This is a genomic window from Phycicoccus sp. Root101, from assembly GCF_001426245.1.
Taxonomy (GTDB): Bacteria; Actinomycetota; Actinomycetes; order Actinomycetales; family Dermatophilaceae; genus Pedococcus.
Genome location: NZ_LMCM01000008.1, coordinates 75174 through 98621 on the forward strand (window position 1 = coordinate 75174; position 23448 = coordinate 98621).

At 71.4% G+C, this 23448-nt stretch carries 26 protein-coding genes; 9 read left to right on the top strand and 17 right to left on the bottom strand.

The annotated features are described in order from the left end of the window. Window positions 1-182: 182 nt before the first annotated feature. Window positions 183-1124 carry a diiron oxygenase gene (locus tag ASC58_RS13145; protein ID WP_235529225.1) on the bottom strand — a complete coding sequence of 314 codons (942 nt, stop codon included), beginning with the start codon at window positions 1122-1124 and terminating at the stop codon, window positions 183-185. Between the two features lie 55 nt (window positions 1125-1179). Here ASC58_RS13145 and ASC58_RS13150 point away from each other — a divergent pair, with 55 nt between their 5' ends. Continuing rightward, window positions 1180-1836, top strand: a complete 657-nt coding sequence (locus ASC58_RS13150; protein WP_056919632.1) for a TetR/AcrR family transcriptional regulator — start codon at window positions 1180-1182, stop codon at window positions 1834-1836. A gap of 2 nt (window positions 1837-1838) precedes the next feature. Here ASC58_RS13150 and ASC58_RS13155 read toward each other — a convergent pair whose 3' ends face one another. After that, window positions 1839-2249 (bottom strand): hypothetical protein, encoded by a 411-nt coding sequence (locus ASC58_RS13155; protein WP_056919633.1) that lies wholly within the window; start codon window positions 2247-2249, stop codon window positions 1839-1841. A gap of 106 nt (window positions 2250-2355) precedes the next feature. Between ASC58_RS13155 and ASC58_RS13160 the strand changes: the two genes are divergently transcribed. Both ASC58_RS13160 and ASC58_RS13165 read left to right on the top strand, forming a co-directional pair. After that, a complete protein-coding gene (locus ASC58_RS13160) occupies window positions 2356-2703 on the top strand; it encodes a zf-TFIIB domain-containing protein (protein WP_082553333.1) in 348 nt (115 codons plus the stop codon). A gap of 49 nt (window positions 2704-2752) precedes the next feature. Further along, the gene (locus ASC58_RS13165) at window positions 2753-3400 is read left to right on the top strand and encodes a hypothetical protein (RefSeq protein ID WP_056916336.1); all 648 of its coding nucleotides are present in this window, start codon (window positions 2753-2755) and stop codon (window positions 3398-3400) included. A 223-nt stretch (window positions 3401-3623) separates the two neighbouring features. Here ASC58_RS13165 and ASC58_RS13170 read toward each other — a convergent pair whose 3' ends face one another. Continuing rightward, window positions 3624-3809, bottom strand: coding sequence for a hypothetical protein (locus ASC58_RS13170; RefSeq protein WP_056919635.1), 186 nt, complete (start codon window positions 3807-3809; stop codon window positions 3624-3626). A 140-nt stretch (window positions 3810-3949) separates the two neighbouring features. On the opposite strand from ASC58_RS13170, the gene ASC58_RS13175 reads away from it, so the two are divergent. The 3 genes from ASC58_RS13175 to ASC58_RS13185 all read left to right on the top strand — a co-directional run bounded on the left by ASC58_RS13175 (window position 3950) and on the right by ASC58_RS13185 (window position 5911). Then, a complete protein-coding gene (locus ASC58_RS13175; protein ID WP_056916338.1) occupies window positions 3950-4168 on the top strand; it encodes a hypothetical protein in 219 nt (72 codons plus the stop codon). 106 nt (window positions 4169-4274) lie between these two features. Then, the gene (locus ASC58_RS13180; RefSeq protein WP_056916339.1) at window positions 4275-4901 is read left to right on the top strand and encodes a DUF47 domain-containing protein; all 627 of its coding nucleotides are present in this window, start codon (window positions 4275-4277) and stop codon (window positions 4899-4901) included. A gap of 8 nt (window positions 4902-4909) precedes the next feature. Next, the gene (locus ASC58_RS13185) at window positions 4910-5911 is read left to right on the top strand and encodes an inorganic phosphate transporter (RefSeq protein ID WP_056919636.1); all 1002 of its coding nucleotides are present in this window, start codon (window positions 4910-4912) and stop codon (window positions 5909-5911) included. A 70-nt stretch (window positions 5912-5981) separates the two neighbouring features. On the opposite strand, the gene ASC58_RS13190 is transcribed toward ASC58_RS13185, so the two are convergent. Genes ASC58_RS13190 through ASC58_RS13210 form a run of 5 tightly spaced genes read right to left on the bottom strand, consistent with a single transcriptional unit; the run spans window position 5982 to window position 9531 of the window. Next, a complete protein-coding gene (locus ASC58_RS13190; protein WP_056919637.1) occupies window positions 5982-6206 on the bottom strand; it encodes a ferredoxin in 225 nt (74 codons plus the stop codon). Continuing rightward, window positions 6203-7486 (bottom strand): NADH-ubiquinone oxidoreductase-F iron-sulfur binding region domain-containing protein, encoded by a 1284-nt coding sequence (locus ASC58_RS13195; protein WP_056916342.1) that lies wholly within the window; start codon window positions 7484-7486, stop codon window positions 6203-6205. The genes ASC58_RS13190 and ASC58_RS13195 overlap by 4 nt, the downstream gene beginning before the upstream one ends. Beyond that, the gene (locus tag ASC58_RS13200) at window positions 7483-8022 is read right to left on the bottom strand and encodes a ferric reductase-like transmembrane domain-containing protein (RefSeq protein WP_056916343.1); all 540 of its coding nucleotides are present in this window, start codon (window positions 8020-8022) and stop codon (window positions 7483-7485) included. The genes ASC58_RS13195 and ASC58_RS13200 overlap by 4 nt, the downstream gene beginning before the upstream one ends. Continuing rightward, window positions 8019-9017: an FAD:protein FMN transferase gene (locus tag ASC58_RS13205; protein WP_056916344.1), complete on the bottom strand. Its 999-nt coding sequence runs from the start codon at window positions 9015-9017 to the stop codon at window positions 8019-8021. The genes ASC58_RS13200 and ASC58_RS13205 overlap by 4 nt, the downstream gene beginning before the upstream one ends. Window positions 9018-9027: 10 nt before the next feature. Further along, window positions 9028-9531 carry a hypothetical protein gene (locus ASC58_RS13210; RefSeq protein ID WP_056919638.1) on the bottom strand — a complete coding sequence of 168 codons (504 nt, stop codon included), beginning with the start codon at window positions 9529-9531 and terminating at the stop codon, window positions 9028-9030. Window positions 9532-9768: 237 nt separating this feature from the next. Between ASC58_RS13210 and ASC58_RS13215 the strand changes: the two genes are divergently transcribed. Next, window positions 9769-10284, top strand: coding sequence for a hypothetical protein (locus ASC58_RS13215; RefSeq protein ID WP_056916346.1), 516 nt, complete (start codon window positions 9769-9771; stop codon window positions 10282-10284). 2 nt (window positions 10285-10286) lie between these two features. Here ASC58_RS13215 and ASC58_RS13220 read toward each other — a convergent pair whose 3' ends face one another. Then, window positions 10287-11588 carry a sensor histidine kinase KdpD gene (locus ASC58_RS13220; protein ID WP_056919639.1) on the bottom strand — a complete coding sequence of 434 codons (1302 nt, stop codon included), beginning with the start codon at window positions 11586-11588 and terminating at the stop codon, window positions 10287-10289. A gap of 2 nt (window positions 11589-11590) precedes the next feature. Then, the gene (locus ASC58_RS13225) at window positions 11591-12280 is read right to left on the bottom strand and encodes a response regulator transcription factor (protein ID WP_056916348.1); all 690 of its coding nucleotides are present in this window, start codon (window positions 12278-12280) and stop codon (window positions 11591-11593) included. Window positions 12281-12369: 89 nt separating this feature from the next. Here ASC58_RS13225 and ASC58_RS13230 point away from each other — a divergent pair, with 89 nt between their 5' ends. Then, on the top strand, window positions 12370-13059 hold the full coding sequence (locus ASC58_RS13230) for a lipase chaperone (protein ID WP_056919640.1): 690 nt from the start codon (window positions 12370-12372) through the stop codon (window positions 13057-13059). A 4-nt stretch (window positions 13060-13063) separates the two neighbouring features. Here the strand turns inward: ASC58_RS13230 and pstB are convergent, their stop codons facing one another. From pstB to mshD, 7 genes are all read right to left on the bottom strand, one after another. After that, on the bottom strand, window positions 13064-13840 hold the full coding sequence (gene pstB / locus ASC58_RS13235) for a phosphate ABC transporter ATP-binding protein PstB (protein ID WP_056919641.1): 777 nt from the start codon (window positions 13838-13840) through the stop codon (window positions 13064-13066). A gap of 77 nt (window positions 13841-13917) precedes the next feature. Next, the gene (gene pstA, locus ASC58_RS13240; RefSeq protein WP_056919642.1) at window positions 13918-14862 is read right to left on the bottom strand and encodes a phosphate ABC transporter permease PstA; all 945 of its coding nucleotides are present in this window, start codon (window positions 14860-14862) and stop codon (window positions 13918-13920) included. Then, entirely contained in the window at window positions 14859-15872 is a 1014-nt protein-coding gene (gene pstC / locus ASC58_RS13245; RefSeq protein ID WP_056916352.1) for a phosphate ABC transporter permease subunit PstC, read from the bottom strand. Before pstC ends, pstA begins: the two co-directional genes overlap by 4 nt. 83 nt (window positions 15873-15955) lie before the next feature. Next, window positions 15956-17074, bottom strand: a complete 1119-nt coding sequence (pstS, locus tag ASC58_RS13250; RefSeq protein WP_056919643.1) for a phosphate ABC transporter substrate-binding protein PstS — start codon at window positions 17072-17074, stop codon at window positions 15956-15958. A gap of 247 nt (window positions 17075-17321) precedes the next feature. Further along, a complete protein-coding gene (locus tag ASC58_RS13255) occupies window positions 17322-18272 on the bottom strand; it encodes an NUDIX hydrolase (RefSeq protein ID WP_056919644.1) in 951 nt (316 codons plus the stop codon). Beyond that, window positions 18269-20557 (bottom strand): RNA degradosome polyphosphate kinase, encoded by a 2289-nt coding sequence (locus ASC58_RS13260; RefSeq protein ID WP_056919645.1) that lies wholly within the window; start codon window positions 20555-20557, stop codon window positions 18269-18271. Before ASC58_RS13260 ends, ASC58_RS13255 begins: the two co-directional genes overlap by 4 nt. Window positions 20558-20561: 4 nt before the next feature. Next, the gene (gene mshD / locus ASC58_RS13265) at window positions 20562-21479 is read right to left on the bottom strand and encodes a mycothiol synthase (RefSeq protein ID WP_235529226.1); all 918 of its coding nucleotides are present in this window, start codon (window positions 21477-21479) and stop codon (window positions 20562-20564) included. A 105-nt stretch (window positions 21480-21584) separates the two neighbouring features. On the opposite strand from mshD, the gene ASC58_RS13270 reads away from it, so the two are divergent. Beyond that, a complete protein-coding gene (locus ASC58_RS13270; protein WP_056919647.1) occupies window positions 21585-23420 on the top strand; it encodes a bifunctional UDP-sugar hydrolase/5'-nucleotidase in 1836 nt (611 codons plus the stop codon). The last annotated feature ends 28 nt before the right edge of the window (window positions 23421-23448 follow it).

Genomic DNA, 23448 nt, shown 5'->3' on the forward strand with positions numbered 1-23448 from the left:
CGTTCGGTGCCCGTGCGACTCATGCCACTGTGACAACGTTGTCTGCCCATCGGTCCGGACACCGCATACCTGCAGGGGTCCCGGACCAGAATGATCTGAACGGACGAGGACAAAAAACCCAAAAGGTATGCCGCGGTCAGCCGCTCGCCCGGAGGGAACCTACCCGGGCGGTGCGTGGCGGTTCACAGCAGCCGGGCGCGCCGCCACAGCCGCGCGGACGGCCCTCCGATGAGCCCGGCGTCCGCGAGGAGCGTCGTGAGGTTCTCCGCGCTCGCGCGGAGCTTGTCGCCGTAGTGGTCGTTGGCCCGCGCAGCGGCGACCGAGGCGTCGGGGTCGAGGTTGGCGGCGGCATACACGTCCCGGTGGACGAGGTTGTCGATGATGACGTTCGCGACGATCCCGAGGACCAGGCGCTGCTGGCCGCGCTGGGCCCTGGACATGTCGGCAGCACGCCGCGCGATCTCTTCGCGGGCGAACCGCATGTGCCGGGCCTCCTCGATGACGTGGATCCGGCTGACCGCACGGGTCAGGGGTTGGACGCGCTCGTCGGCGATGAGCTCGCGCTGGAAGATGTCGAGCACCTCCTCGGCGACGAGGATCGAGGCGAACAGGTCGGGGCCGTGCGCGAGCGTCTTGAACAGCCGGCCCAGCTGGTGCGACCGGTGCTCGGGGCGGTACGACGGGGCACCGTACTTCTCCGCGGTCCGGGCGAACATGATCGAGTGGCGGCACTCGTCCGCGATCTCGGTGAGGGCGAACTGCACGTGCGGAGTCGCTGGGTCCTGGTCGTAGACGTCGCGCAGGATCATCTGCATGAGGATCATCTCGAACCAGATCCCCACGCCCGAGACGGAGCAGAACTCGTGCTCGGTGAGCGTGATCCTCCGGTCCTCGTCGAGGCCGTCCCACAGGGGGGTGCCGTAGAGCGAGGACCACTCGGGGCTGAGGCCGTACAGGCCTTGCTCCAGGGGTTCGGTCCAGTCGATGTCGACCTGCGGGTCGTACGAGTGCTTGGCGGCCGAGGCGAGCAGGCGCCGGGCGGTGGTGTCGCGGTCGTGGCGGGGCTGGATGCGTGCGAGTCGGTCGGCGGCGTCCTGGCGAGAGCTGGGGGGTGCGGTGTTCACGGTGGTCATGGTGACTCCATAGGTGTAACCGTCAGTAACAGTTACCATGGTTAGCGTGAAGTCCGGAGATGTCAAGGGTCCGCCCGCACCGCCCGCGGGCCGCCCCGACGGTCGCCGCGAGCGTTGGCGGACCCACCGCGAGGAGCGCCGCCGCGAGTTCGTTGACGCGGCCATCGCCGCGATCCGGGCGGTCGGGCCGCAGATCAGCCTCGACGACGTGTGCCGCCAGGCGAAGGTGACCAAGCCGGTGCTCTACCGCCACTTCCGAGACAAGGACGACCTGCACCGGGCGGTCCTGGAGCAGGTGGCGACGGAGATCCTCATCCCGCGGATCATCGGCGAGCTCGCCCGGGTCCACGGCGACGACCGTGACCTGCTGCGCGCGGCCATCGGGGCGTACGTCGCCCTCGTGCGCGAGGAGCGCGACCTCTACCGCTACGCCATGGCGCACAACGACCTCGGCGAGGGCGGCGACTTCGTCGGCAGTGTCGAGGCAGCCATCGCCGGTGCCGTCGGCATCCTCGTCGCCACACGCCAGGACGAGCCGACCGACGACGCGGAGACCGTCGCCTACGCCATCGTCGGCATGGTCCAGCTCGCGACGAACCGCTGGCTCGACCGGCCGACGGTGAGCGAGGAGGCGTTCGTGGCGACACTCACCGACCTGGCGTGGGTCGGCCTCTCACCTCGGGTCGCCGCCGGTCCGGACTGAGCTCAGCGGCTCTCCTCCAGGCAGGTCGCGTGCGAGATCGACCGCGGGCAGCCGTGCCAGTCGGACCCGATCGCCGCACCGAGCACGACCGTCCCCACGAGCGCCGTGACGAGGGCGAGGACTGCGCTGCGCGCGTTGCGCCGCAACGCTGCTCGCACGAGCAAGGTGACGAGCAGGCAGGCGCCGGCGAGGAGCAGCATCAGCCGGGTGCCCCCGGGGTCCGTCGACCGGCCGAACCCGCCGCCCGAGCACCCCGAGACCCCGCACAACCCGAACCACGCGAGGAAGCCGAAGAACGCGAACCCCGCCACGCCCACCACGAGCAGGACCGTCGACACCACCGTCGTGGCGACCCGACCGGCCCGTGGCCGGCCGCGCAGGGAGTTGGACGGGCTCGTCGTCGAGTCGGTCATGACCCCACCATGGCGTATGCCGCCGGGTTGGAGGGGTGCGCGGGTCATCATCCGCACCCGACGGGTCGCGGCGGAACCCCGGCCCCGGTCGGTCCGTTGGCTGACCATGAGCACCCTGACCTGTCCCAAGTGCACCTCCGAGATGCGTTCGTACGAGCGCAACCGTGTCCACGTCGACCAGTGCACGGGGTGCGGAGGGCTGTTCCTCGACCGCGGCGAGCTCGAGACCCTCGTCGCGGCCGAGAACGCCTGGCACCAGCCCGCGCCGCCGCAGGGGCAGCAGTACGCCCAGCAGCCGCCCCAGCAGCAGGGGGCGTGGCAGCAGCCCCCCGTGCAGGGTCAGCAGGCGCCGTACCGCCAGACGTCGAAGGTCCCGGGCCACGGGTACGGCGGCCAGCAGGGGTACGGCCACGGCCGGCGCAAGAAGTCCTTCCTCGACGACCTGTTCGGCTGAGGGGCCGCGCCCCGAGCGGACGCCGGCTCCTGCTGGGACACTGGTCCCGATGAGAAACGAGCCCAGCGGCCGTCCCGGCCCCCGCCGTCCCGCCTTCTTCAGCCCTGCGGCCATGGAGTCGCAGGGCGGCACCGTCCCCGACCCCGCCCAGGTGACCGAGATCGCCCACGAGACGGCCGCCGTCCTCGTCGGGACGGGCCGTGCCTCGACCGACCCCGCCGTGACCGCGCGGCTCGTCTCCCTCGTCGACGACCTCGGCCTGTCGACCGTGGCCGAGCTCTGGGCCGACCGCCCTGCGCGGAGCCTCCCTGGCGCGCTGTGGCGGCTCTACGCCCTGCGTGAGTGGGTGCGCCGGACGCCCGAGGACGCGGCCTCCGACTACTCGGCAGGCGTGCGCTTCACCGACGTCAACCACGTCGTCGCGGGGGTCGCCGAACCACCCGGCCCGACCGAGCTGCGCGAGCTCACCGACGCCATCCTCCGGGGGGTCTTCGAGGGGGACTTCGCCGTTGCGCTGCAACGGGCTGCGGCCTTCTGCCGCGTCGTCGCCGCTGGTCGTGCGGATCGCGCGCACACCACCGACGTGCAGGACCGCGAGGCCGCCGGGGTGCAGACCCAGCGGGCCGCCTCGATGCTCTCGACCGCCGGTGACCTCGAGGCGTGTGCAGCCCTCTGGCGGGCCGGCGAGCTGCGCTGACCGGCGCGCGCGCTGGCCGACCCGGCCCTGCGCCATACCCCTGTCTGGAGCGGTGACGCCACCCGAACTCCGGTTCTCCACAAGGGGCCGAACGGGGGAACAGACCGCCGGGGTGCGGGGTTATGGTGTGGTGTGCGCCGGGCCGCGGTAGCCCCGGGTCCCAAATTAAGCCGCTACGAGCGGCCTCGTGCCGTGAGGCGCTCCCGGCCCGGCGCACATGACCTCAGCCCTGCGGCGAGGCTCCTGCGCAGTCGCCCACGTGCTGCTCCGCGTCGCGACGCGACACCTGGCGGGACCGCCGCCCGGGACCGCTCCACCCGCACACCCGGCACACGGCGTGGCTGAACGATCCCCGGTCCTCGACCTGTGGCGGCTCGCCCGTCCGGGCGCCGTCGACCTCGTGCGGCATGGGTCCATCATCCGACATAGAAGAAAGTGACTAGTCCGTATGGTCGGGACATGACCCAGATGGGTGGTTCGCGCCGTGCGCGGGTCAAGACATCGCAAACTAATGTCCGGGTCGTCTCCGGACTCCGTTAGCGTTTTGCCATGACCACGGACCCGCACGCCGGTGCAGAGCTCACCGACGACGCGCTCCAGGACGAGATCGAGCTGGTCGGTGACCTGGTCGTGGCTGCGTCCGCGAGCGAGCGGCCCCTCACGGACGACGAGATCGACCGGGCGCTCGGGATCGAGCGAGGTCAGTGCGTCGACACCGACTCCGCCGCCGACCGGTCCCACCGCAGCTGGAAGCGGCAGAACGCCTGAGTCGCTGAACGCCCGGTGAACGCCAGGTACCCGTCGGGTTGCACTTTGCAGGCGGGTAGCCCGTAGCATCGTCCCCGGCCATCCCCCCGCCTGACCGGAGAGAACCGTGGGCTTCCGCCTCACCCCGCAGGAGAACAGCTTCTACGACCTGTTCGCCAGGTCCGCCGCCTACCTGATCGACGGCTCCCGTGAGCTCACCACCATCCTCGGTGTGGCCCACGACGAGCGCGAGACCGTGGCCGCGCGGATGCGCGAGATCGAGCACGCCGCCGACGAGGCGACGCACGAGATCATCCGCAAGGTGAACAGCTCGTTCATCACGCCGTTCGACCGTGAGGACATCCACGGCCTGGCGTCCACGCTGGACGACTGCATGGACCTCATGGACGCGGCGGTCGACCTGATCGTGCTGTACCGCATCGGTGACCTCCCCGCCGGCGTCTCCGACCAGGTCGAGGTCCTCTCGCGGATGTCCGAGCTGACCGCCGAGGCGATGCCGCGGCTGCGCTCGATGAAGGACCTCTCGGAGTACTGGATCGAGATCAACCGCCTCGAGAACCAGGCCGACCAGATCTACCGCGGCCTGCTCGCGGCGCTGTTCAACGGCGAGTACGGCACCGACGCGATCACGATCATGAAGCTCAAGGAGGTCATCGAGGAGCTCGAGGCCGCCGCCGACGCCTTCGAGACCGTCGCGCACAAGGTCGAGAGCATCGCGGTCAAGGAGTCCTGAGTCCTCCCATGGATTGGCTTCCTGTAGGAATCGTCATCGTCCTGGCGATGGGGTTCAACTACACCAACGGTTTCCACGACGCGGCGAACGCGATCGCGACCTCGGTCTCGACGCGCGCCCTCACGCCGCGGGTGGCCCTGGCCATGGCCGCGGTCGCCAACATGGTCGGCGGAGTCACGGTCTACTTCTTCGGTGGTGTCGCCGCGACGATCGGCAAGGGCATCATCGAGGCGCCCCAGGGCAACGAGGGCCTCGCGATCTGTGCCGCCGCGCTCATCGGCGCCATCGGCTGGAACCTGCTGACCTGGTGGTACGGCCTGCCGTCCTCCTCGTCGCACGCCCTCATCGGCGGCCTCGGTGGTGCGGCCCTCGCGGCAAGTGCCACGGTCAAGTGGACGGGCATCCTCGAGAAGGTCGTCGTCCCGATGGTCCTGTCGCCGATCGTCGGCGTGATCGCCGGATACCTGGTGATGACCGCGATCCTCTGGCTCTTCCGTCGTGCCCAGCCCGGCAAGGTCTCGCGCGGCTTCCGCTACGCGCAGACCGCCTCGGCTGCGGCCATGGCCCTGGGCCACGGCTTCCAGGACGCGGCCAAGACCGCCGGTGTCGTCGTCCTCGCCCTCACGGTCGGTGGCCACTACGACGGCGAGAAGGTGCCGCTGTGGGTGCTCATCCTCAGCGCCCTCGTCATCAGTGCCGGCACGTATGCCGGTGGGTGGCGCATCATGCGCACGCTCGGCCGCCGCATCATCCACCTCGACCCGCCGCAGGGTTTCGCCGCCGAGACCACGGCTGCCTCGATCCTCTACGTCGCCGGCATCACCTTCGGTGCCCCGATCTCCACGACCCACACGATCACCTCGGCGATCATGGGTGTGGGCGCGACGAAGCGCCTCTCCGCGGTGCGGTGGGGCGTCGCCGGCAACATCGTCGGTGCGTGGGTGCTGACCTTCCCCGGCGCCGGCATCGTGGCGGCCCTGAGCTTCTGGGCCATCAACCTGTTCATGTGACCCGGGGTCGCCGGGTCTTTGCCGACCGGTCCTGACGGGCAGGCGCGTGGGCCCGTGGAGGGCTCGTGGGTCAGAGCGGCGGCTCGGGTACGGCCACCAGCCGCAGGGCGACGTGGGGGCACGAGAGGACCGCCTCCTGGGCGAGTGCCACCTGCTCCGGGGTGACGTCCGCCGTGATGACGGGGTAGCCCCACTCGTCCAGTGAGACGGCCTCGGGCAGCAGCTCGGCGCACAACCCCCTGGCGCGGCAGGCCGGCCAGTCCACCTTGAGGCGGCGCAGCCCCGAGCCGCTCATCGGTCGTACCCGCAGCGGCCGTCGGCGTGGCGCGCGACCTCGTCCGGGCAGGCGGTGAGCAGCGACCGCACCAGTCGGGCGGTGCCGTCCGGGTGAGCGCACGCACCACGGCGCTCTACGGCCTCGGCCAGGTCGATGAGGCGACCGGTGTCGTGGACGTGGCCGGAGCGCGAGGCCAGGTGGCCCAGGGTCAGGCTCATGGCCGGCAGGCCGTTGAAGCAGGGACCGCACCGGCCTGCGGTCGACGCGGCGAGGTAGGTCGTGATCTCCGCGGTGGTCTGCACCGGGCACTCGCCGGGGTCCGGCACGATGACGACCCCGGCACCGAGCGCGAGTCCGGCGTCCTTCATGGCCGCCCTGCTGACCCGCTGGCCCTGCAGCTGTCCCGGCGCCGACCAGGTGCCGTGGTAGCCGCCGAGCAGCACGGGGCGGTCGAGCTGCTCGACGGAGAGCACGGCGTCCCACGGGGTGCCCGTGGCGACCTCGACCACCCTGGTGCCCACCCCGTCCGTGACGGTGAGCAGGACGGTGCCGGGCTCCTCGGGGAGGCCCAGCGCGGCATACCCGGTCGCGCCGAGGTGGACGAGGGAGGCGAGCTGCGCGTAGGTCTCGGCGTTGGAGAGCAGCGTCGGACGCCCGCGGTAGCCGCTCACCGCCTCCGGCTGCCAGGCGGTGACCGGCAGGCCGGGACGACCCGACAGGAGCTCGATGACCGCACGGGCCTGACCGCTGACGAATCCCGGTGCGGCGAGGTGGCTGCGCCACCGGAGGCGTTCGCCGTCGGCGACGCGCTCGGCGATCGCCGCGCCCAGGGCGTCGCCCGTGGTGGGGCGCTCGCGAGGGGTCACCACGTGGATCTCCTTGGTGCACAGCGCTCGCGCGGCGAGGACCGCACCGTCGAGCACGCGGTGGGGCGCGACCACGGCGAGCGCCGAGTCCTTGGCGCTGCGCGGCTCACCCTCGGCCGCGTTGACCACGACCAGTGGGCGCCGACCACGGCCGGCGGCGGCGAGCTTCGTGGCGAGGGGGAAACCCGCTCCGCCACGGCCTCGCACGTCGACGTCGCGGGCGAGCTCGAGAACGGCCTGGAGGGTCAACGTGGGCAGGGGACCGAAGCGTTCACGGTGCGTCGCCAGGGATGGGTCGTCGGCCACGGTGGCGAGCAGGCGCGGGCCCCGCAGGACCTTCACGTCGGTCACCGGGACGTCGCGGCCGGTCTCACCCGGGAGCGGACCGACGGTGCCGGGGACGGCGCGGCGGGGCACGCCGACGGCGGTCACGTCGTCCTCGCCGCGCGCTGGAGGATCGCGAGCCGCAGCACGACGGCGGCGAGGAGGGCGCCGACGCACACGAGCACCACGGGTCGGCCGAGCGACGTCGAGGCGTCGGTGCCGATCCCGAGGGTGTGGACGACCGCCGCGGTCCAGGCGAGGTAGGACATCAGGTGGACCGCCCGCCAGGCGCGTTCACCGAGGCGCTGCTTCAGCAGGCTCGTGGCGCCGACGGCCAGGGTGAGGTCGAGGGCGAGCGTGCCCAGGCCCAGGTAGAGCGGGCGGTAGGTGCCCCCGAACGGCAGCAGGGCCTGCCACCAGCGGATGTCGACGAACTCGTCGACGACGGCGGTGACGGCGTGCGCGAGCAGCAGGAGGGTCGTCAGCAGGCTCAGCCCGCGGTGGGTGGACTGGGTGGCGAACCGCGGCCAGACCCTGCCGCCCTGCCCCGTGGACAACACGCCGAGGACGACCGTCAGGGTGAACACCGCCAGCAGGACCAGGCCCGTGCCGCGGTTGAGGTACCAGAGCAGCGGGCTCGTCACCGGCCACCCCCTCGTCGGGGGGCAGCCAGGTCGGCCGAGTCGTCTTCCGCGCTGGCACGCCAGGCACTCGTGGGATGGCGTTCGCCCTGCTCGTCGACGAGCAGCGCGGCGACACCGCGCTGCTCGAGCCACGCGGGGGCCGCGTCGCCCAGCACGAGCGCCGCCGTCGTCGCGGTGTTGGCCGCGGTGCACGTGTGGCCCAGCGCGGTCACGGACCGCCAGGGACCGGCGACGGGGAGGCCGTTCGCCGGGTCGAGGACGTGGTGCCACTCGCGGCCACCGCGCATCCAGCGCCGCGCGCGGACGGTGGACGTCGCGACGCCGCCGGACTCGAGGAGCAGGCTCACCGTGTCGTCGGGGTGGTCGGCGAGGTCGGTCCGGGTCTCCCCGACCACGACCGGCCAGCGGTACCGGCCGTGGAGCGAGGTGTGGTGCGGGGCGTCGGTCACCCTCACGTCACCGCCGACGCTGATGGCGGCCGGCGCACCCAGGGTGGTGGCGAGGTCCGCGGCCACGAGGTCCGCGGCATACGCCTTGCCCGTTGCGCCGAGGTCGAGCCGCGCGCCGTGCGGCACGAGGACGGCATCGGGACGAACCCCGATCTCCCGCCACGCACCGGGGCGCACGACTCCGGGAAGGGCGGTCGGGAGGTCGGTGGCACGGGACAGCAGGTCGAAGGTGCGGTCGTAGCCGGCGGCCTCCATGGCCTCGCCCAGGGAGGGGTCCACCCGGCCCGCCGTCTCGTGCGCGGCCTCGAGGGCGATGCGCACCGCCCCCACGAGCACCGGGGACACGGGCGTCCACCGCCCCGGTCGCCGGTTGGCGCGGACCAGGTCGGAGTCGGCCCGGAAACGGCTGCACGACGCGTCCACCTCGTCGAGGACGTCCCGGGCGCGCGTGGTGGCGCGGGCCAGCTCGGCGGGGTCCGCCACGTGGAGCTCGACGGTGGTGCCCAGGGCTGACCACGTGCTCACGCCGACGTCGGGAGCGGTCACCGGCGGCACCTCAGGACCCCGCGGTGACGACCGGCGGGGGCGGGGGCGGAGGTGCTGGTGCGGGAGCGGGAGCCGGGGTGGCGGCTCGGGGTGCAGCGGCTGCGCGGGGCGCGGCGGCCGCCTGCGGCGCCGACTGCACGGTGGTGCGCGTGCCGCGCTGCTGGACCACGGCGGTGCCTCCTCCCACGCGGGCGGTGCCGGGCGCGGCCGCCACGTGGACGACCTTCGTGGTCACGACGGTCCGGGCGGGGCGCTGCTTGACGATGACCCGGGGGGTCAGGGCGGCCTGGGCCTGCGCGGCGAGCTGCTGGGCCCGGACGGCGCGGTCGTATGCCGCGCGGGCGGCGGCGGCCCTGGCCTCCTTGGCTGCCTGCTTCTGCTCGCTGGCGTGCGCGGCGGCGCCCGAGGCGGCGCCGACGGCGGCGACGGAGCAGGCCGCGGCCGCGCCGGTGATGAGCACGACGAGCGCGCGGTACCGGTCGCGGTGGCGGGTGGTCAGGGGCGGACGGGGCATGGGGAGTTCTCCGGCAGGGGGTGGGAGGACGGTCGGGCGTCGACCCAGCCTGACCGCACGTGCCCCAAGTCGTCCTCAGGAGTGCCCTAAGAGAACCTCATGGCTTAGGTCCCGCATTCGTCATCCTTGCCCGGACTTGAGGAGGTCTTAACCTCCAGACGAGTTGGTCTTGAGCCGGCGCCGGGCACTCTGCTCCCGTCAGCACCACCCGTTGCCTGCCCCCGGAGGACCTCCCCCATGTCTGTCAGCCGCCCCCTCGCCGTGTCGGTCGGCCTCGCCGCCGGGCTCGTGGCCGCCGTCGGTTTCTACACCGCTGCCGCCGGGGTCGACGCCCCGAAGCAGGTCACGGCGAAGCCGCAGCCCGTCCCCGCCGTGGCGGTCGTGACGCCGGCCCCGGTGGTCAGCCTCGCCCCCTGCGCCAAGCCGGCGAAGCTCGAGCACGGTGCCTGCGTGACGCACAAGGTGGTCACCAAGGTCCTGGTGGCCAAGGCCCCCGCCCCGGCCGCGGTGCGGCAGGCGGTCCGAGCCGCCGCTCCGGCCCCGGCCGCCGCGCACGCCGCTTCCGGCGCCAGCCACCACTCCACGGTGGCGGCGACGCCGCGCCCTGCCGCGACGGCCGCGCACCACGAGGACGCCGAACCCGAGGACGCGGTGGAGGTCGAGCACGAGGACGCCGACCACGAGGACGACGGCGGCGCGAGCGAGCCCGGCGACGACCACGGCGACGACGCCGGCGAGCCCGGCGACGACTGACCTCAGTGGGCCCGACCGAGGTCGACGGTGACCAGCGCGCCGCCGTCCTCGGTGCGTCCCAGCGTCGCGTTCCCACCCGACGTCCGCGCGATGCGTCGGACGATGTCCAGGCCCAGCCCCGTCGAACCGCTGCCGCTGTGACCCCGTCGGGTCGGGTCCTCCTGGTCGCCGAACCCGGGACCGGAGTCGGCGACGCTCACCTCGACCCGTCCGGTGCCACCGTCCGCCGGGACCGGGCGCACGGTCACGACGACGTCTGCGCCGTCCGGCGTGTGGGCGAAGACGTTGTCGAGGAGGTTGTCCAGCAGGTCGCGCAGGTCGACCGCGGCAAGGTCGACCTGCAGCGGCCCGGGGGGTGCCTCGAACCTGATGCTGCGTCCCTCGTCGCTCGCCAGCGGTTCCCAGAAGCGCACCCGGTCCGCGGCCACGGCCACCGCGTCACACTCGCCACGCATCGCGGAGCGCACGGGTCTGCGGGCCTCGAGCACCACGGCGTCCACGGTGCGCTGGAGCTGGTCCACGTGGCCGCGGAGGCGTTCGGCCGTCTCCGGGTCCTGGACCGACTCGCTGTCCAGCCGCAGCGCGGTGACCGGCGTGCGCAGGCGGTGGGACAGGTCCGCCACGACCTCCCGCTCGGCGGCGAGCAGGTCGTCGATCCGCTCGGCGAGCTGGTTGAAGGCGGTGCCGACCTCCTGCACCTCCTGCGGCCCGGCCGGTTCGACGCGGGCGTCCATGTCGCCGGTCCGGAGCAGGTGCGCCACCCGCGCGAGGTCGGTGACGGGTGTCGCGATGCGTTCGGCAAGCCGTCGGGCGATGAGCAGGGCCAGGGCGAGCAGCACCAGCCCGAGCGTGCCGATGCTGAGCCAGGCCATCGTCACCCCGCGGTGCATCGCCTCGGCCGTCACCGTGGTGAGCACGACGGCGGTGCCCCGGTCCAGGGCGATGGGGACCAGGACCGCTGCGCCGGTGGCGGAGCGGTCGGTGAACGCCGAACCCCCTTGCCGGGCCTTCTCGACCAGGGCCGACTGCGCCGGCGACGGGGTGGACCCGACGGTCTGGCCCGTCGGGAGGACCACGGTCGTGTGGTACCCGCGGCCTTGGGCGACCTGGCTGACGGCCACGCCGATGTCGCTGGTCGAGGCGACGCTCGACACGATGACCGCCACGCCCTGGGCCTGCTGCTGGGCGGTCGCGGTCGCCCGGTCCTCGGCGAGCGTCCGGACGAGCAGGCACATGGGGATGATGAAGGCCACGATGATGGCCGAGGACGTCGCGGCCACGAGGAGGCTGATCCGTCGACGCACCGTCAGTCCCGGTCCGGCGCGGCGAGGCGCAGCCCCACGCCACGGACGCTGCGCAGGTACCGCGGATGAGCAGCCGTCTCGCCGAGCTTGCGGCGCAACCACGACAGGTGGACGTCGAGCGTCCGGTCGCCCCCGCCATACGCCTGCTGCCACACCTCGCTGAGGATCTCCCGGCGGCTCACGACCTCGCCGGCCCGCTGGGCCAGCAGCAGGAGGAGGTCGAACTCCTTGCGCGACAGGTCCAGCGCGTCGCCTCGCAGGGTGGCCTGGCGCGTGGTGGGGTCGACGACCAGCTCGCCCACCTCGAGGGGTCCCGCAGCCGGGGCGCCGCTGCTCGTCCGTCGCAGGACCGCGCGGATGCGGGCCTCCAGCTGGTCCGAGCCGAAGGGCTTGGTCACGTAGTCGTCGGCCCCGGCGTCGAGGGCGCGCACGAGGGCGGCGTCCTCCTCACGAGCCGTCACGACGATGACCGGCACCTGGCTCACCCCGCGCAGCATCGACAGCAGGGTCAGGCCGTCCACGTCGGGCAGGCCCAGGTCGAGGACGACGAGGTCGGGCTGGTGGTCGAGAGCCTCCTGGAGGCCGGCCATGCCGGTGGAGCAGGAGCTGACCGAGTGCCCGCGGTCGTGGAGCGCACGCACGAGGGCCGTGCGGATGCCACCATCGTCCTCGACGACCAGGAGGCGGGCCACGGCGATAACGTTACGGCACGGGCCGTCGCGCCCGAGGCCGATGAGCGTGATCCGGGTGGGCCCTGCGACCGGGTGGAACGGAGGTCCCGATGAGCCGTCGCACCGGCACCGTGGTGGCCGCCGTCGCCCTGTGGCTGGCCATCGTGGCGAGCACCTCGACGGTGGCGTGGATCGTCATCGACCGCGCGGGTCGGGGGGCCTACCTCACCGACGGTGCCCGGCCCGAGCTCACCCAGGCCGGCCCCGGCACGACCACGACGGACGTGACCGAGGGCACCGTGTCGGCGACGTCGTCGGTCCCGTCGAGCACGTCGCCACCCACGTCGTCCGCAGGGCGACCCCCGACGACCTCGCGACCGGCCCGGACCACCCCGAGCCACTCGGCGCCGGCGCCGCGGTCCACGGTGCCGAGCCCGGCCGTCACCCCACCCCGCACCGGTTCGCGTCCGTCCTCGACGCCGCGACCCGCCCCCAGAACCTCCGCTTCCTCCCCGGTTCGCCCGCAGACGGTGGACGACTCCATCAGCGTCACGGGGGGCTCGGTCGGCGTCAGCTGCCGGGGGACCACCCTGACGCTGCGCTTTGCCACCCCGAGGAACGGCTGGTCCTACGAGCTAGACCGTTCGTCGACCGAGATCGAGGTGCAGTTCCGGCAGAACGGCAGCGAGCAGGAGTCCGAGGTCCATGCCCGGTGCTCAGGCGGGGCGCCCGTGTTCGAGACGAGCTCCTCGGACGGCGGGTCCGAGCGCTCGTCCGGCACCGCCACCCCCGACGACTAGTGGCTCAGCCGAAGCGACCGGAGATGTAGTCCTCCGTGGCCTTCACGCCGGGGTTGTTGAAGATCCGCTGGGTGTCGTCGATCTCGATCAGCTTGCCCGGCTTGCCGGTCGCCGCCAGGTTGAAGAACGCGGTGCGGTCCGAGACGCGAGCCGCCTGCTGCATGTTGTGGGTGACGATGACGATCGTGTACTTGCTCTTCAGCTCGCCGATCAGGTCCTCGATGGCCAGCGTCGAGATCGGGTCGAGGGCCGAGCAGGGCTCGTCCATGAGCAGCACCTGAGGCTCGACGGCGATCGCGCGGGCGATGCACAGGCGCTGCTGCTGCCCACCGGAGAGACCGGCACCCGGCTTGCTCAGGCGGTCCTTGACCTCGTTCCAGAGGTTGGCCCCCTGCAGCGACTTCTCGACGACCTCGTCGAGCCGCTTCTTGCCCTTGACGCCATTGAGCTTCAGGCCGGCTGCGACGTTGTCGTAGATGGACATCGTGGGGAACGGGTTCGGCCGCTGGAACACCATGCCGACGGTGCGACGCACGGCCACCGGGTCGACGCCCGAGTCGTAGAGGTCCTGGTCGTCGAGCATGACCTTGCCCTCGACGCGGCCGCCGGGGATCACCTCGTGCATGCGGTTGAGCGTGCGCAGGAAGGTCGACTTGCCGCAGCCGGACGGTCCGATGAACGCTGTCACCGAGCGCGGTTCCACGGTCATCGTCACGCCTTCGACAGCCTTGAACGCGCTGTAGTAGACGTTCAGGTCACTGACGTCGATTCGCTTGGCCATGAGGGGGATTCGTCCTTCGCTTGCGGAGTTCAGTTCGGGTTCGGGGATGCGTGCGGTGAGGTATGGCGCGGGGCCGGCTACTTCTTGACCGAGCCGAAGCGCGAGACCACCCGGCCGGCGATGTTGAGCAGGAGCACGAGCAGGATCAGGGTGAGTGCAGCCGCCCACATGCGGTCGACCGCAGGCTGCAGGGACTCGGTGCGGTCCTGGTTGATCATCGTCGGGAGTGTCGGCATCAGTCCACCGAAGAGGTCGTTGGCGATCGACTTCGTGTACGGGCCCAGGATGAGCAGGGGTGCGGTCTCGCCCATCACGCGGGCCAGGCCGAGCAGGACGCCCGTGACGATGCCGGAGAAGGCCGTCGGCAGGACGACCCTCATGATCGTCTTCCACTTCGGCACCCCGAGCGCGTACGACGCCTCGCGGAGCTCGTTCGGCACGAGCTTGAGCATCTCCTCGGTCGAGCGGACGACGACCGGGATCATCAGCAGCACGAGCGCGAGGCAGACCGCGAAGCCGACCCGCTGGAACTTGAACGTCGTCACCCAGAGGGCGTAGATGAACAGGCCGGCGACGATCGACGGGACGCCGGTGAGGATGTCGACCATGAACGACACGACCTTGGCGAGCCGCCCCCGCCCGTACTCGACGAGGTAGATCGCGGTGAGGATCCCGATCGGGACCGAGATCAGGGCGGTCGTGAGGCCCTGGATCAGGGTGCCCTGGATCGCGTGCACGGCCCCGCCGCCCTCGCGCCGGGCCGTGATGCCGCGCTGGGAGTTGCCCCACCACTGTGCGTCGAGGAGCAGGTGGTAGCCCTTGGAGCCGACCGTCCAGAGGATCCAGACCAGCGGGACGAGGGCGAGCAGGAAGGCCCCCCACATGACGACGCGGGCCAGCTGGTCCTTGAAGGCCCGGCCGCGGGCCTTGTGGCCGAGGTCCGTCGATGCGCCGCCCCTCGAGGCGGGTGGGGTGGTCGACGAGGACGTCGCCGACGTCGTGGCGGTGGTGGAGGTCGTCATTCGCTGAAGGCCTTCCTGCGGTCGATCACGATGCGGGCGATGGCGTTGACGACAAAGGTCAGGATGAAGAGCACGAGGCCGGCGGCGATGAACGCCCCTGCCTTCTGCGGGGTGTCGAACTCGGCGGCGTTGTTGGCGATCCGTGACGCGAACGTCTCACCACCGTTGAGCAGCGAGAACGTCCACTTCGCCCCGTCGGGGAGCGTGGAGAGGATGATCGTCACGGCGATCGTCTCACCGAGCGCACGACCCAGGCCGAGCATCGCGGCGCTGATCACGCCGGGCTTCCCGAACGGGAGGACGGAGATCCGGATCATCTCCCACTTGGTCGCGCCGAGCGCGAGGGCGCCCTCACGGTGGGTGATCGGCGTCTGCGCGAACACCTCGCGGGACAGGGCGGTGACGATCGGGAGCACCATGATCGCCAGCACGATGCCGACGAACAGGATCGTGCTGCCGCCGCTGATGTTGGCGTCGGAGAACAGCGGGATCCAGCCGAGGTGGTCGCGCAGGAAGTTCTGCACGGGCTCGAACACCGGCCCGAACGTCCGCAGGCCCCAGATGCCGAACACGATCGACGGCACGGCGGCCAGCAGGTCGATCAGGCTGGCCGCGGGCCGCGACAGCCAGGTGGGGGCGTACTGCGTGATGAACAGGGCGACCGCGACGCCGACCGGCACCGCGATGAGCATCGCGATGGCGCTGGCGGTGACGGTGGTCCAGAGCAGCTCGACGATGCCGAACCGCAGGTTGTTGCTGTCGTTGACCGACCACTCGCGCGAGGTCAGGAAGCTGGCCTTGTCGTTCGCGATCGCCGGGATGGCCTGCCAGAGCAGGAACACCCCGACGAGCGTCACGAGGGCGATGACGAAGATGCCGGCGCCCTTGGCCGCACCACCGAAGAGGCGGTCGCCGAGGCGGCCGGTGCCGGCGCCGTCGCCGCTGAGCGGGGCGCTGCCGTGGGGTCCGGGGGTCTCGTCGGCCAGGGATACGCCGGTCACTGATGACACGTGATGCCTATCGCGGTGGGGGGAAGGACGGACAGCGGTGAGCCGGGGCTGGTGGTGGCCAGCCCCGGCTCACCGCGGTGGGGTCAGGACAGTGCGTCGATCGCCGCGGCGACCTTGGTGCGGACCTCGTCGGGGAGCGGCGCGTAGCCGATCTCCTCGAGGGAGGCCTGGGTCTCCTTGGAGGCGAAGCTCTTGAGGAAGGCCTTGGTCAGCTTGGACTTGGCGGCGTCCTTGCCCTTGGAGCAGACGATCTCATAGGTCACCAGGTTGATCGGGTAGGCCCCGGCCTCCTTGGTGGCGTAGTCGAGCTTGAGGCGCAGGTCGTTGCCCTCGCCGTCGGCCTTCGCGGTGGCGATGGCCTTGCCGACCGTCTCGCCGTTCAGCTCCACGGCGCCGGCGCCGTTGTCGATCTGGGCGATGCCGAGCTGGTTGTCCTTGGCGTAGGACCACTCGGCGTAGGTGATGCCACCCTCGGTGGACTTCACGGCGCCCGCGACACCGGCGGACTTCTCCTTGCCCTCACCCTTGCCCGTCCAGGCCTTGGCCGGCTCGGCGGTCCAGGCGGAGGGGGCGGCAGCGTTGAGGTACTTGGTGAAGTTCTCCGTGGTGCCGGACTCGTCCGAGCGGAAGAAGACCTTGATCGGCTCGGAGGGGAGCGTGACGCCGGAGTTGATCTTGGCGATCGAGGCGTCGTTCCAGGTGGTCACCTTGCCGTTGAAGATGTTGGCGATGACCTCGGGGGTCAGGACCAGCTTGTCGACACCCTTGACGTTGTAGGACACGGCGATCGGGCCGGTGACCATGGGCAGGTTCCACGCGGGGGAGCCGCAGAACTTCGCGGCCTCGTCGGCCTCGATCTTGCCGTCCTTCTCCGTCGTCTTGAGCGCGGAGTCGGAGCCGGCGAAGTCGACCTGGCCGGCGAGGAACTGCTTGATGCCCGCGCCCGAGCCGGTCGGGTTGTAGTTGATCGTGGCGCCCGAGCAGGTGTCCTGGAAGGCGGAGATCGCTTCGTCGATGGCGTTCTTCTGGGCCGACGAACCCTCGGCGTTCAGGGTGCCGGTCGGGCAGTCGGACGAGCTGGAGCCGCCGGACGAGGAGCCGCCGGCGGTGGCGCCGGTGTTGTTGTCGGAACCGCACGCCGTCAGCGCGAGGGAGCCGACCACGGCGACGCTGGCCAGCAGGCCGAAACGCTGGATCTTCACGGTGTTCAAACCTCTCACAGGGGAAAATTCGGGGCGGGCGGGATGCCCGACGACTGTGAAGGTAGGCAGGGCGGGTGACGCCGTGGCCCGTCGTGGGTGAACGCAGGGTGAACACCAGCCAGACATTGGTGGGCGTCGTACCGTCCCCCCGGCGGGTTCCACGTGAACGGCCGGTCAGCACCCGGTCAGCAGCGGCCTGTCGGCTGGACGAGGGGTTGGACGGGGGGCGCACGAGGAGCCCCGTCGCTCAGGGCAGGTGGCGCTCCACCGCGACGACTCGCGCGGCCTCACCCTGGCCGACCAGGTGGGCCACGAGGACCTCCCCCTTGGCCATGGAGTCGGTGGCGGCGGTGGTCAGGGTCTGCGCCACGGAGGCCGCGTCGGGCTCGTCCGGGTGCACGAGCGGCAGCAGCGCGCCGAGCAGGTCCGGCAGCACGGGCCCGTGGCTGCATAGGACGGCGGGGGCCCCACGTTCCAGCAGCCGAAGCAGGTGACGGGGCGCGCGGGTGGCGTCCGCGGCATACCCCTCCTCGCTCAGTCCGTCCTTGGTCCGCAACGAGGCCCCGGTCGCTGCCGCATAGGGGCGCAGGGTGTCGGCGCACCGCACCGACGGGGAGCTGACCAGCCGCGTGACGGCGTATGCCGCGAGGAGGCTCGCGACCTCGGCGGCCCGGCCCTGCCCGGCCCGGTCGAGGGGGCGGAGCCGGTCGTCGCCGGACCACGAGCCGCGCCCCACGGCGTGGGCGTGCCGGACGAGCGCCAGCGGCCAGGTCGTCAGCGTCCCCGCCTTGTCGGCGCGCACCAGCGCGCGGAGCTGGTCACGGTCGCGGGCGTAGTCGAGCCGGTCGGAGGCGCTGACGACGTCGAGCCAGCGGACCTCGTCGATCTCGTTGCGCAGGGCGCCGGCGGGCCTGGTCGCCTCGGCCGCCCAGTAGTGCACGGTCTTGGTCGCCGGGGTGCCGGCGGCGTCGAGCACGGTGTACTCGGCCGTGGGGAGGGGACGACCGAGGCCGACCTCCAGGGAGGTCTCCTCCTCGGTCTCCCGGACGGCCGCCACCGGCCACGCCTCACCCGGGTCGAGCTTGCCCTTGGCCCACGACCAGTCGTCGTACTTCGGCCGGTGGACGAGCGCGACCTCGAGCTGTCCCCGGCGCCGGCGCCACGGGATGGTCCCCGCGGCAGGGATGGGGGCGGTCAACGTCGGCGGGCCTTGCGCCGGCGCTTGGCGTGCACCTCGATCATCGCGGCCTGGAGGTCGGCAAGGGGCTGGCCGTCGGTGTCGAGGCTGACCCGCGTCCACCGGCCGTCGCCGCTGAGCCGCCAGTGGGCGTACTCGTCGCTCATGCCGCGGGCCAGCAGCGACTGCAGGTCCTCGACGTGCCGCGGGTCGGCGATGCGCAGCAGGGCCTCGACCCGGCGGTCGAGGTTGCGGTGCATCATGTCGGCGCTGCCGATGAACACCTCGGGCTCGCCCCCTCCACCGAAGTGGAAGACGCGGGAGTGCTCGAGGAACCGCCCGAGGATCGACCTGACCTGGATCGTCTCCGACAGGCCGGGGACGCCGGGGCGCAGCGCGCAGATGCCCCGAACCCACACGTCGACCCGGACCCCTGCCTGCGAGGCGCGGTAGAGCGCATCGATGAGCTCCTCGTCCACGATCGAGTTGACCTTGATCTGGACGAGTCCGCCACGCCCCTCCTGGGCGTGCTCGATCTCCATCTCGATGCGGTCGACGAGGCCGGAGCGCACCGAGCGCGGCGCGACGAGCAGGCGCTTGAACTTGCTGCGGGGCGCGAACCCGGACAGCTGGTTGAACAGACGCGCGAGGTCCTCGCCGACCTGCGGGTCCGACGTGAGGACACCGAAGTCCTCGTAGATGCGCGCGGTCTTGCCGTTGTAGTTGCCCGTGCCGATGTGGCAGTACCGACGCAGGGTGCCGTCGTTCTCCTGCCGCACGACCATGCAGAGCTTGGCGTGGGTCTTGAGGCCGACGATGCCGTAGACGACGTGGACACCCGCGTGCTCGAGCTTGCGGGCCCAGGAGATGTTGTTCTGCTCGTCGAACCGCGCCTTGATCTCCACGATCGCCAGCACCTGCTTGCCGGCCTCGGCGGCATCGATGAGGGCGTCGATGATGGGGGAGTCGCCGCTGGTGCGGTAGAGCGTCTGCTTGATGGCCAGCACGCTCGGGTCGGCCGCTGCCTGCTCGATGAACGACTGCACGGACGTCGAGAACGAGTCGTAGGGGTGCTGGAGCAGCACGTCCTTGTCGCGCACGACGGCGAGGATGTCAGCCGCCTTCGCGGTCTCCGCCGGGGCGAGGTCGGGGTGCGACTGGCCGCGGAACGGCTCGAACCGCAGGTCGGACCGCTCGAGGTCGGCCACGAGGTTGAGGCCGCGCAGGTCGAGGGGGGCAGGCAGGCGGTAGACCTCGCTGTCGCTGACCCCGAGCTCACGGACCAACATGTCGAGCACGTGGTCGTCGATGGTCTCGTCGACCTCGAGCCGGACGGGCGGCCCGAACCGGCGTCGCGTCAGCTCCTTCTCCAGCGCGGTGAGGATGTTCTCGGCGTCGTCCTCCTCGACCTCGAGGTCCTCGTTGCGGGTGACCCGGAAGGTGAAGTGCTCACGGACCTCCATGCCCGGGAAGAGCATGTCGAGGTGGGAGGCGATGACGTCCTCGAGCGGCACGAACCGCGTCGAGAACAGGTCGGAAGTGGCCGGCTCTCCGCTCGAGGGCTCGATGTGCAGCAGGCGGGGAAGCAGCGGCGGCACCTTGACGCGGGCGAAGTGCTCCTTGCCCGTCTTGGGGTTGACCAGCACCACAGCCAGGTTGAGCGAGAGACCGGAGATGTAGGGGAACGGGTGGGCCGGGTCGACGGCCAGGGGGGTGAGGACCGGGAACACCCGGTCGGCGAAGAGCTCCGTCAGCAGGTCCTGCTCGGGGTCGCTGAGCTCGTCCCAGCGGACGATGGAGATGCCCTCGTCCTCCAGCGCCGGCTGCACCTTGTCCTTGTAGACGATGCTCTGCATCGCCTGCAGCTCGTGCGCCACGAGCGAGATCTGCTCGAGCACCTCGCGCGGCTCCAGCCCCGAAGCGGACCGGATGGCGAGGCCCGTGGCGATGCGGCGCTTGAGGCCGGCCACACGAACCATGAAGAACTCGTCCAGGTTGGACGTGAAGATGGCGAGGAACCGGGCACGCTCCAGCAGCGGCACCGACTCGTCGGCGGCCAGCTGCAGGACGCGTTCGTTGAACTGGAGCCAGGAGATCTCGCGGTCGAGGAACCGGTCGCCCGGCAGTCCGCTGTCGTCGGGCTGGCTCGTGGCGTGGACCACGCGCATGAAGCGGCCGTTGGACGCCCGCGGCTGGGCGCTCGCGATCGACACCTCCTGCCCCGGGAAGTCGGTGTCGTCGCTGCCGTCGTGGGACTCCGCGGCGAGGGAGCCGGCCTCGTCGGCCGCCCGGCTGGTCACACTCATGCGCTCATCCTGACAGTGCTCCGTGAACGGTGCGCGAATACATCACGTCCACCATGATGCTGGCGAACCCCAGTCCCGTGTAGGTCCGTATCGCGGCCTGGTTGTCCCCGTCGACGTAGAGCTCGACCTCGGCCAGCCCGAGGGAGGCCAGGTGGGCCAGGCCCAATGCGGTGAGTGGGCGGCCCAGCCCGCGCCCCTGGTATGTCGGGTGCACCCCGACCACGTAGACCTCCCCCTTGCCGTCCTCGACCTTGGTCCAGTGGAATGCGGCGACCTCGTCGGGCTGCTCGTCCGCGACCACGAGGATGAAGCCGGCCGGGTCGAACCACGGCAGCGCCATCCGCTCCTGCAGGTCGGCCAGGGTGATCCGGCCCTGCTCGGGGTGGTGGGCGAAGGCGGCGGCGTTCGTGGCCAGCCACGCCTTCTCGTCGCGACCCGGCTCGAACGCCCGCGCGGAGAAGCCCGCAGGCAGGGCGCTCGCCGCCGGGTCGAGGTCGCCCTCGCCCAGGGGCCGGGCCATCTTGTGCAGCTCGCGCACCGCGGTCAGCCCCAGGCGGTCGGCCAGGGCCACGGCTGCCGGCAGCCGCCCGTGGGACCACAACCGGGCCTCCGGGGACTGCTCGAGGACCGCCTCTGCGAGCGCCCTGCCGACGCCGGCACGGCGTGACGGCGGGTCGACGACGAGCTCGCCGGACGCCGTAGGGTCGTCCGTGCCCTCGAGCTGGGCGTACCCCGTGAGCTGCTCCGCGGCATACGCGAGGAGGTGGCGGACCCGACCGGGTCCGGAGGCGAGGTTCAGGACGGTCTGCTCGGACAGGGCCCCGACACCGTCCTCGGCGGCGGCGCGCGCCTGGAGTGCGCGGACGAGCCCGCGTTCGGTGTCGTCCAGGGTGTCGGTGACGCGAAGCGCAGGAGAAAGCACGGAAAGCATTGCACCACGCATCTTCCTTTTCGGGCGACGGCCCCGTTAGCGTGCACGGGTCCGGCTACCGCCGGTTTCCTCCCCTTTTCGCACAAGGACGCACACATGACCTCTTTGCGTACCCGACGCCTCTCCGGCGTCGTCGCCGTGGCTGCCATGGCAGCCGCCGGCCTGGCGATGACGGGTGGCAGCTCCACCGCCGCCCCGAACGGTCCCACGATGGACATCCAGCTGCTGTCGTTCAACGACTTCCACGGCAACCTGCAGCCCCCCTCGGGCTCCAGCGGCCGCGTCGTCACGGACCACAAGCTCGTCACGGACCCCAAGACCGGTGTGGTCTCCGCCGCCGACGTCACCACCGACGCGGGTGGCTCCGAGTACCTCGCGACGCACCTCAAGGAGGCCCGCAAGGGTCACCCGTACTCGCTGACCGTCGCCGCCGGTGACCTCATCGGCGCCTCGCCGTTCCTGTCGGCCGCCTTCCACGACGAGCCGACCATCGAGGCGATGAACGCCCTCCACCTCGACGCGAGCGCCGTGGGCAACCACGAGTTCGACGAGGGGTACAAGGAGCTCCAGCGGATGGCCAACGGCGGCTGCCTCGACGACGGTGCCGGCGCGAACAACCAGGACTCCTGCCCCGGTGGCAAGACGTTCACGGGTGCGAACTTCGACTACCTCGCGGCGAACGTCGTGCAGTCGGGGACGAACAAGACGATCCTGCCGCCCTACACGATCAGGAACATCAAGGGCGCCAAGATCGGCTTCATCGGCATGACCCTCAAGGACACGCCGTCGATCGTCACTGCCGCCGGTGTCGCCGGACTGCAGTTCAAGGACGAGGTCGCGACCGCGAACGCCCTCGTGCCGGTCCTGCGCTCCAAGGGCGTCAACGCGATCGTCGTGCTGATCCACCAGGGCGGTGTCCCGAACCAGCAGGTCTGGTACGGCCCGGACAACAAGCCGTACACGGTGAACCCGACGTACGACTACACCTGCGGCAAGGGTGGCAGCCTCGCACCCGACAGCCCGATCCTGCCGATCGCCAAGGGCCTCGACCCGGCCATCGACATGATCGTGTCCGGTCACACCCACCAGCCGTACGTGTGCGACGTGAAGGACCCCAAGGGCCAGCCGCGCATGGTCACGTCGGCGTCGTCGTTCGGCCGCTTGTTCACCGACACCGACCTCACCTACGACCGTCGGACCCAGGACATCGTCCGCACCTCGGTCAAGAGCGCCAACATGATCGTCAGCCGTGACGTCCCGAAGGACGCCGCACAGACCAAGATCATCACCGACTACTCGGCCCTGGCCCGCCCTATCGCCAGCCGTGTCCTCGGCAAGATCACGACCGACGTGACGCGCACCGGCAACGCCGGCGGCGAGTCCCAGCTCGGCGACCTCATCGCCGACGCCCAGCTGGCCGACCCGTCCGTGGTCACCGCCGGCAAGAAGCCGGACATCGCGTTCATGAACCCCGGCGGCATCCGCGCCGACCTGAGCTACGCCAACAGCCCGTACAACGAGGCCCCGGGCGATGTCGTGTTCGAGGAGGCGTTCACGGTCCAGCCGTTCAACAACTACCTCGTGTCGCTCGACCTCACGGGTGCCCAGGTCAAGCAGCTGCTCACCGAGCAGTGGAGCGGGTCGAACGCCGGCAGCGGCAAGAAGATCCTGCAGGTGAACAAGGCGTTCAACTACACCTACACGGGCACCACGCTCGGCGCGGTGACGCTGAACGGCCAGCCGCTCGTCGACACCCAGACCTACCGCATCGTGACGAACAACTTCCTCCAGGGTGGTGGGGACAACTTTCCGACCATGGCCAAGGGGACGAACGTCTACTACGGCGGCCTGGACATCGACGCGTTCGCCAACTACCTCGAGGCGAACTCGCCCTACACCCCGGGACCGCTGACGCGGATCTCCGGCAGCTGAGGCGCCAGCAGCACCCTGAGCACCGACG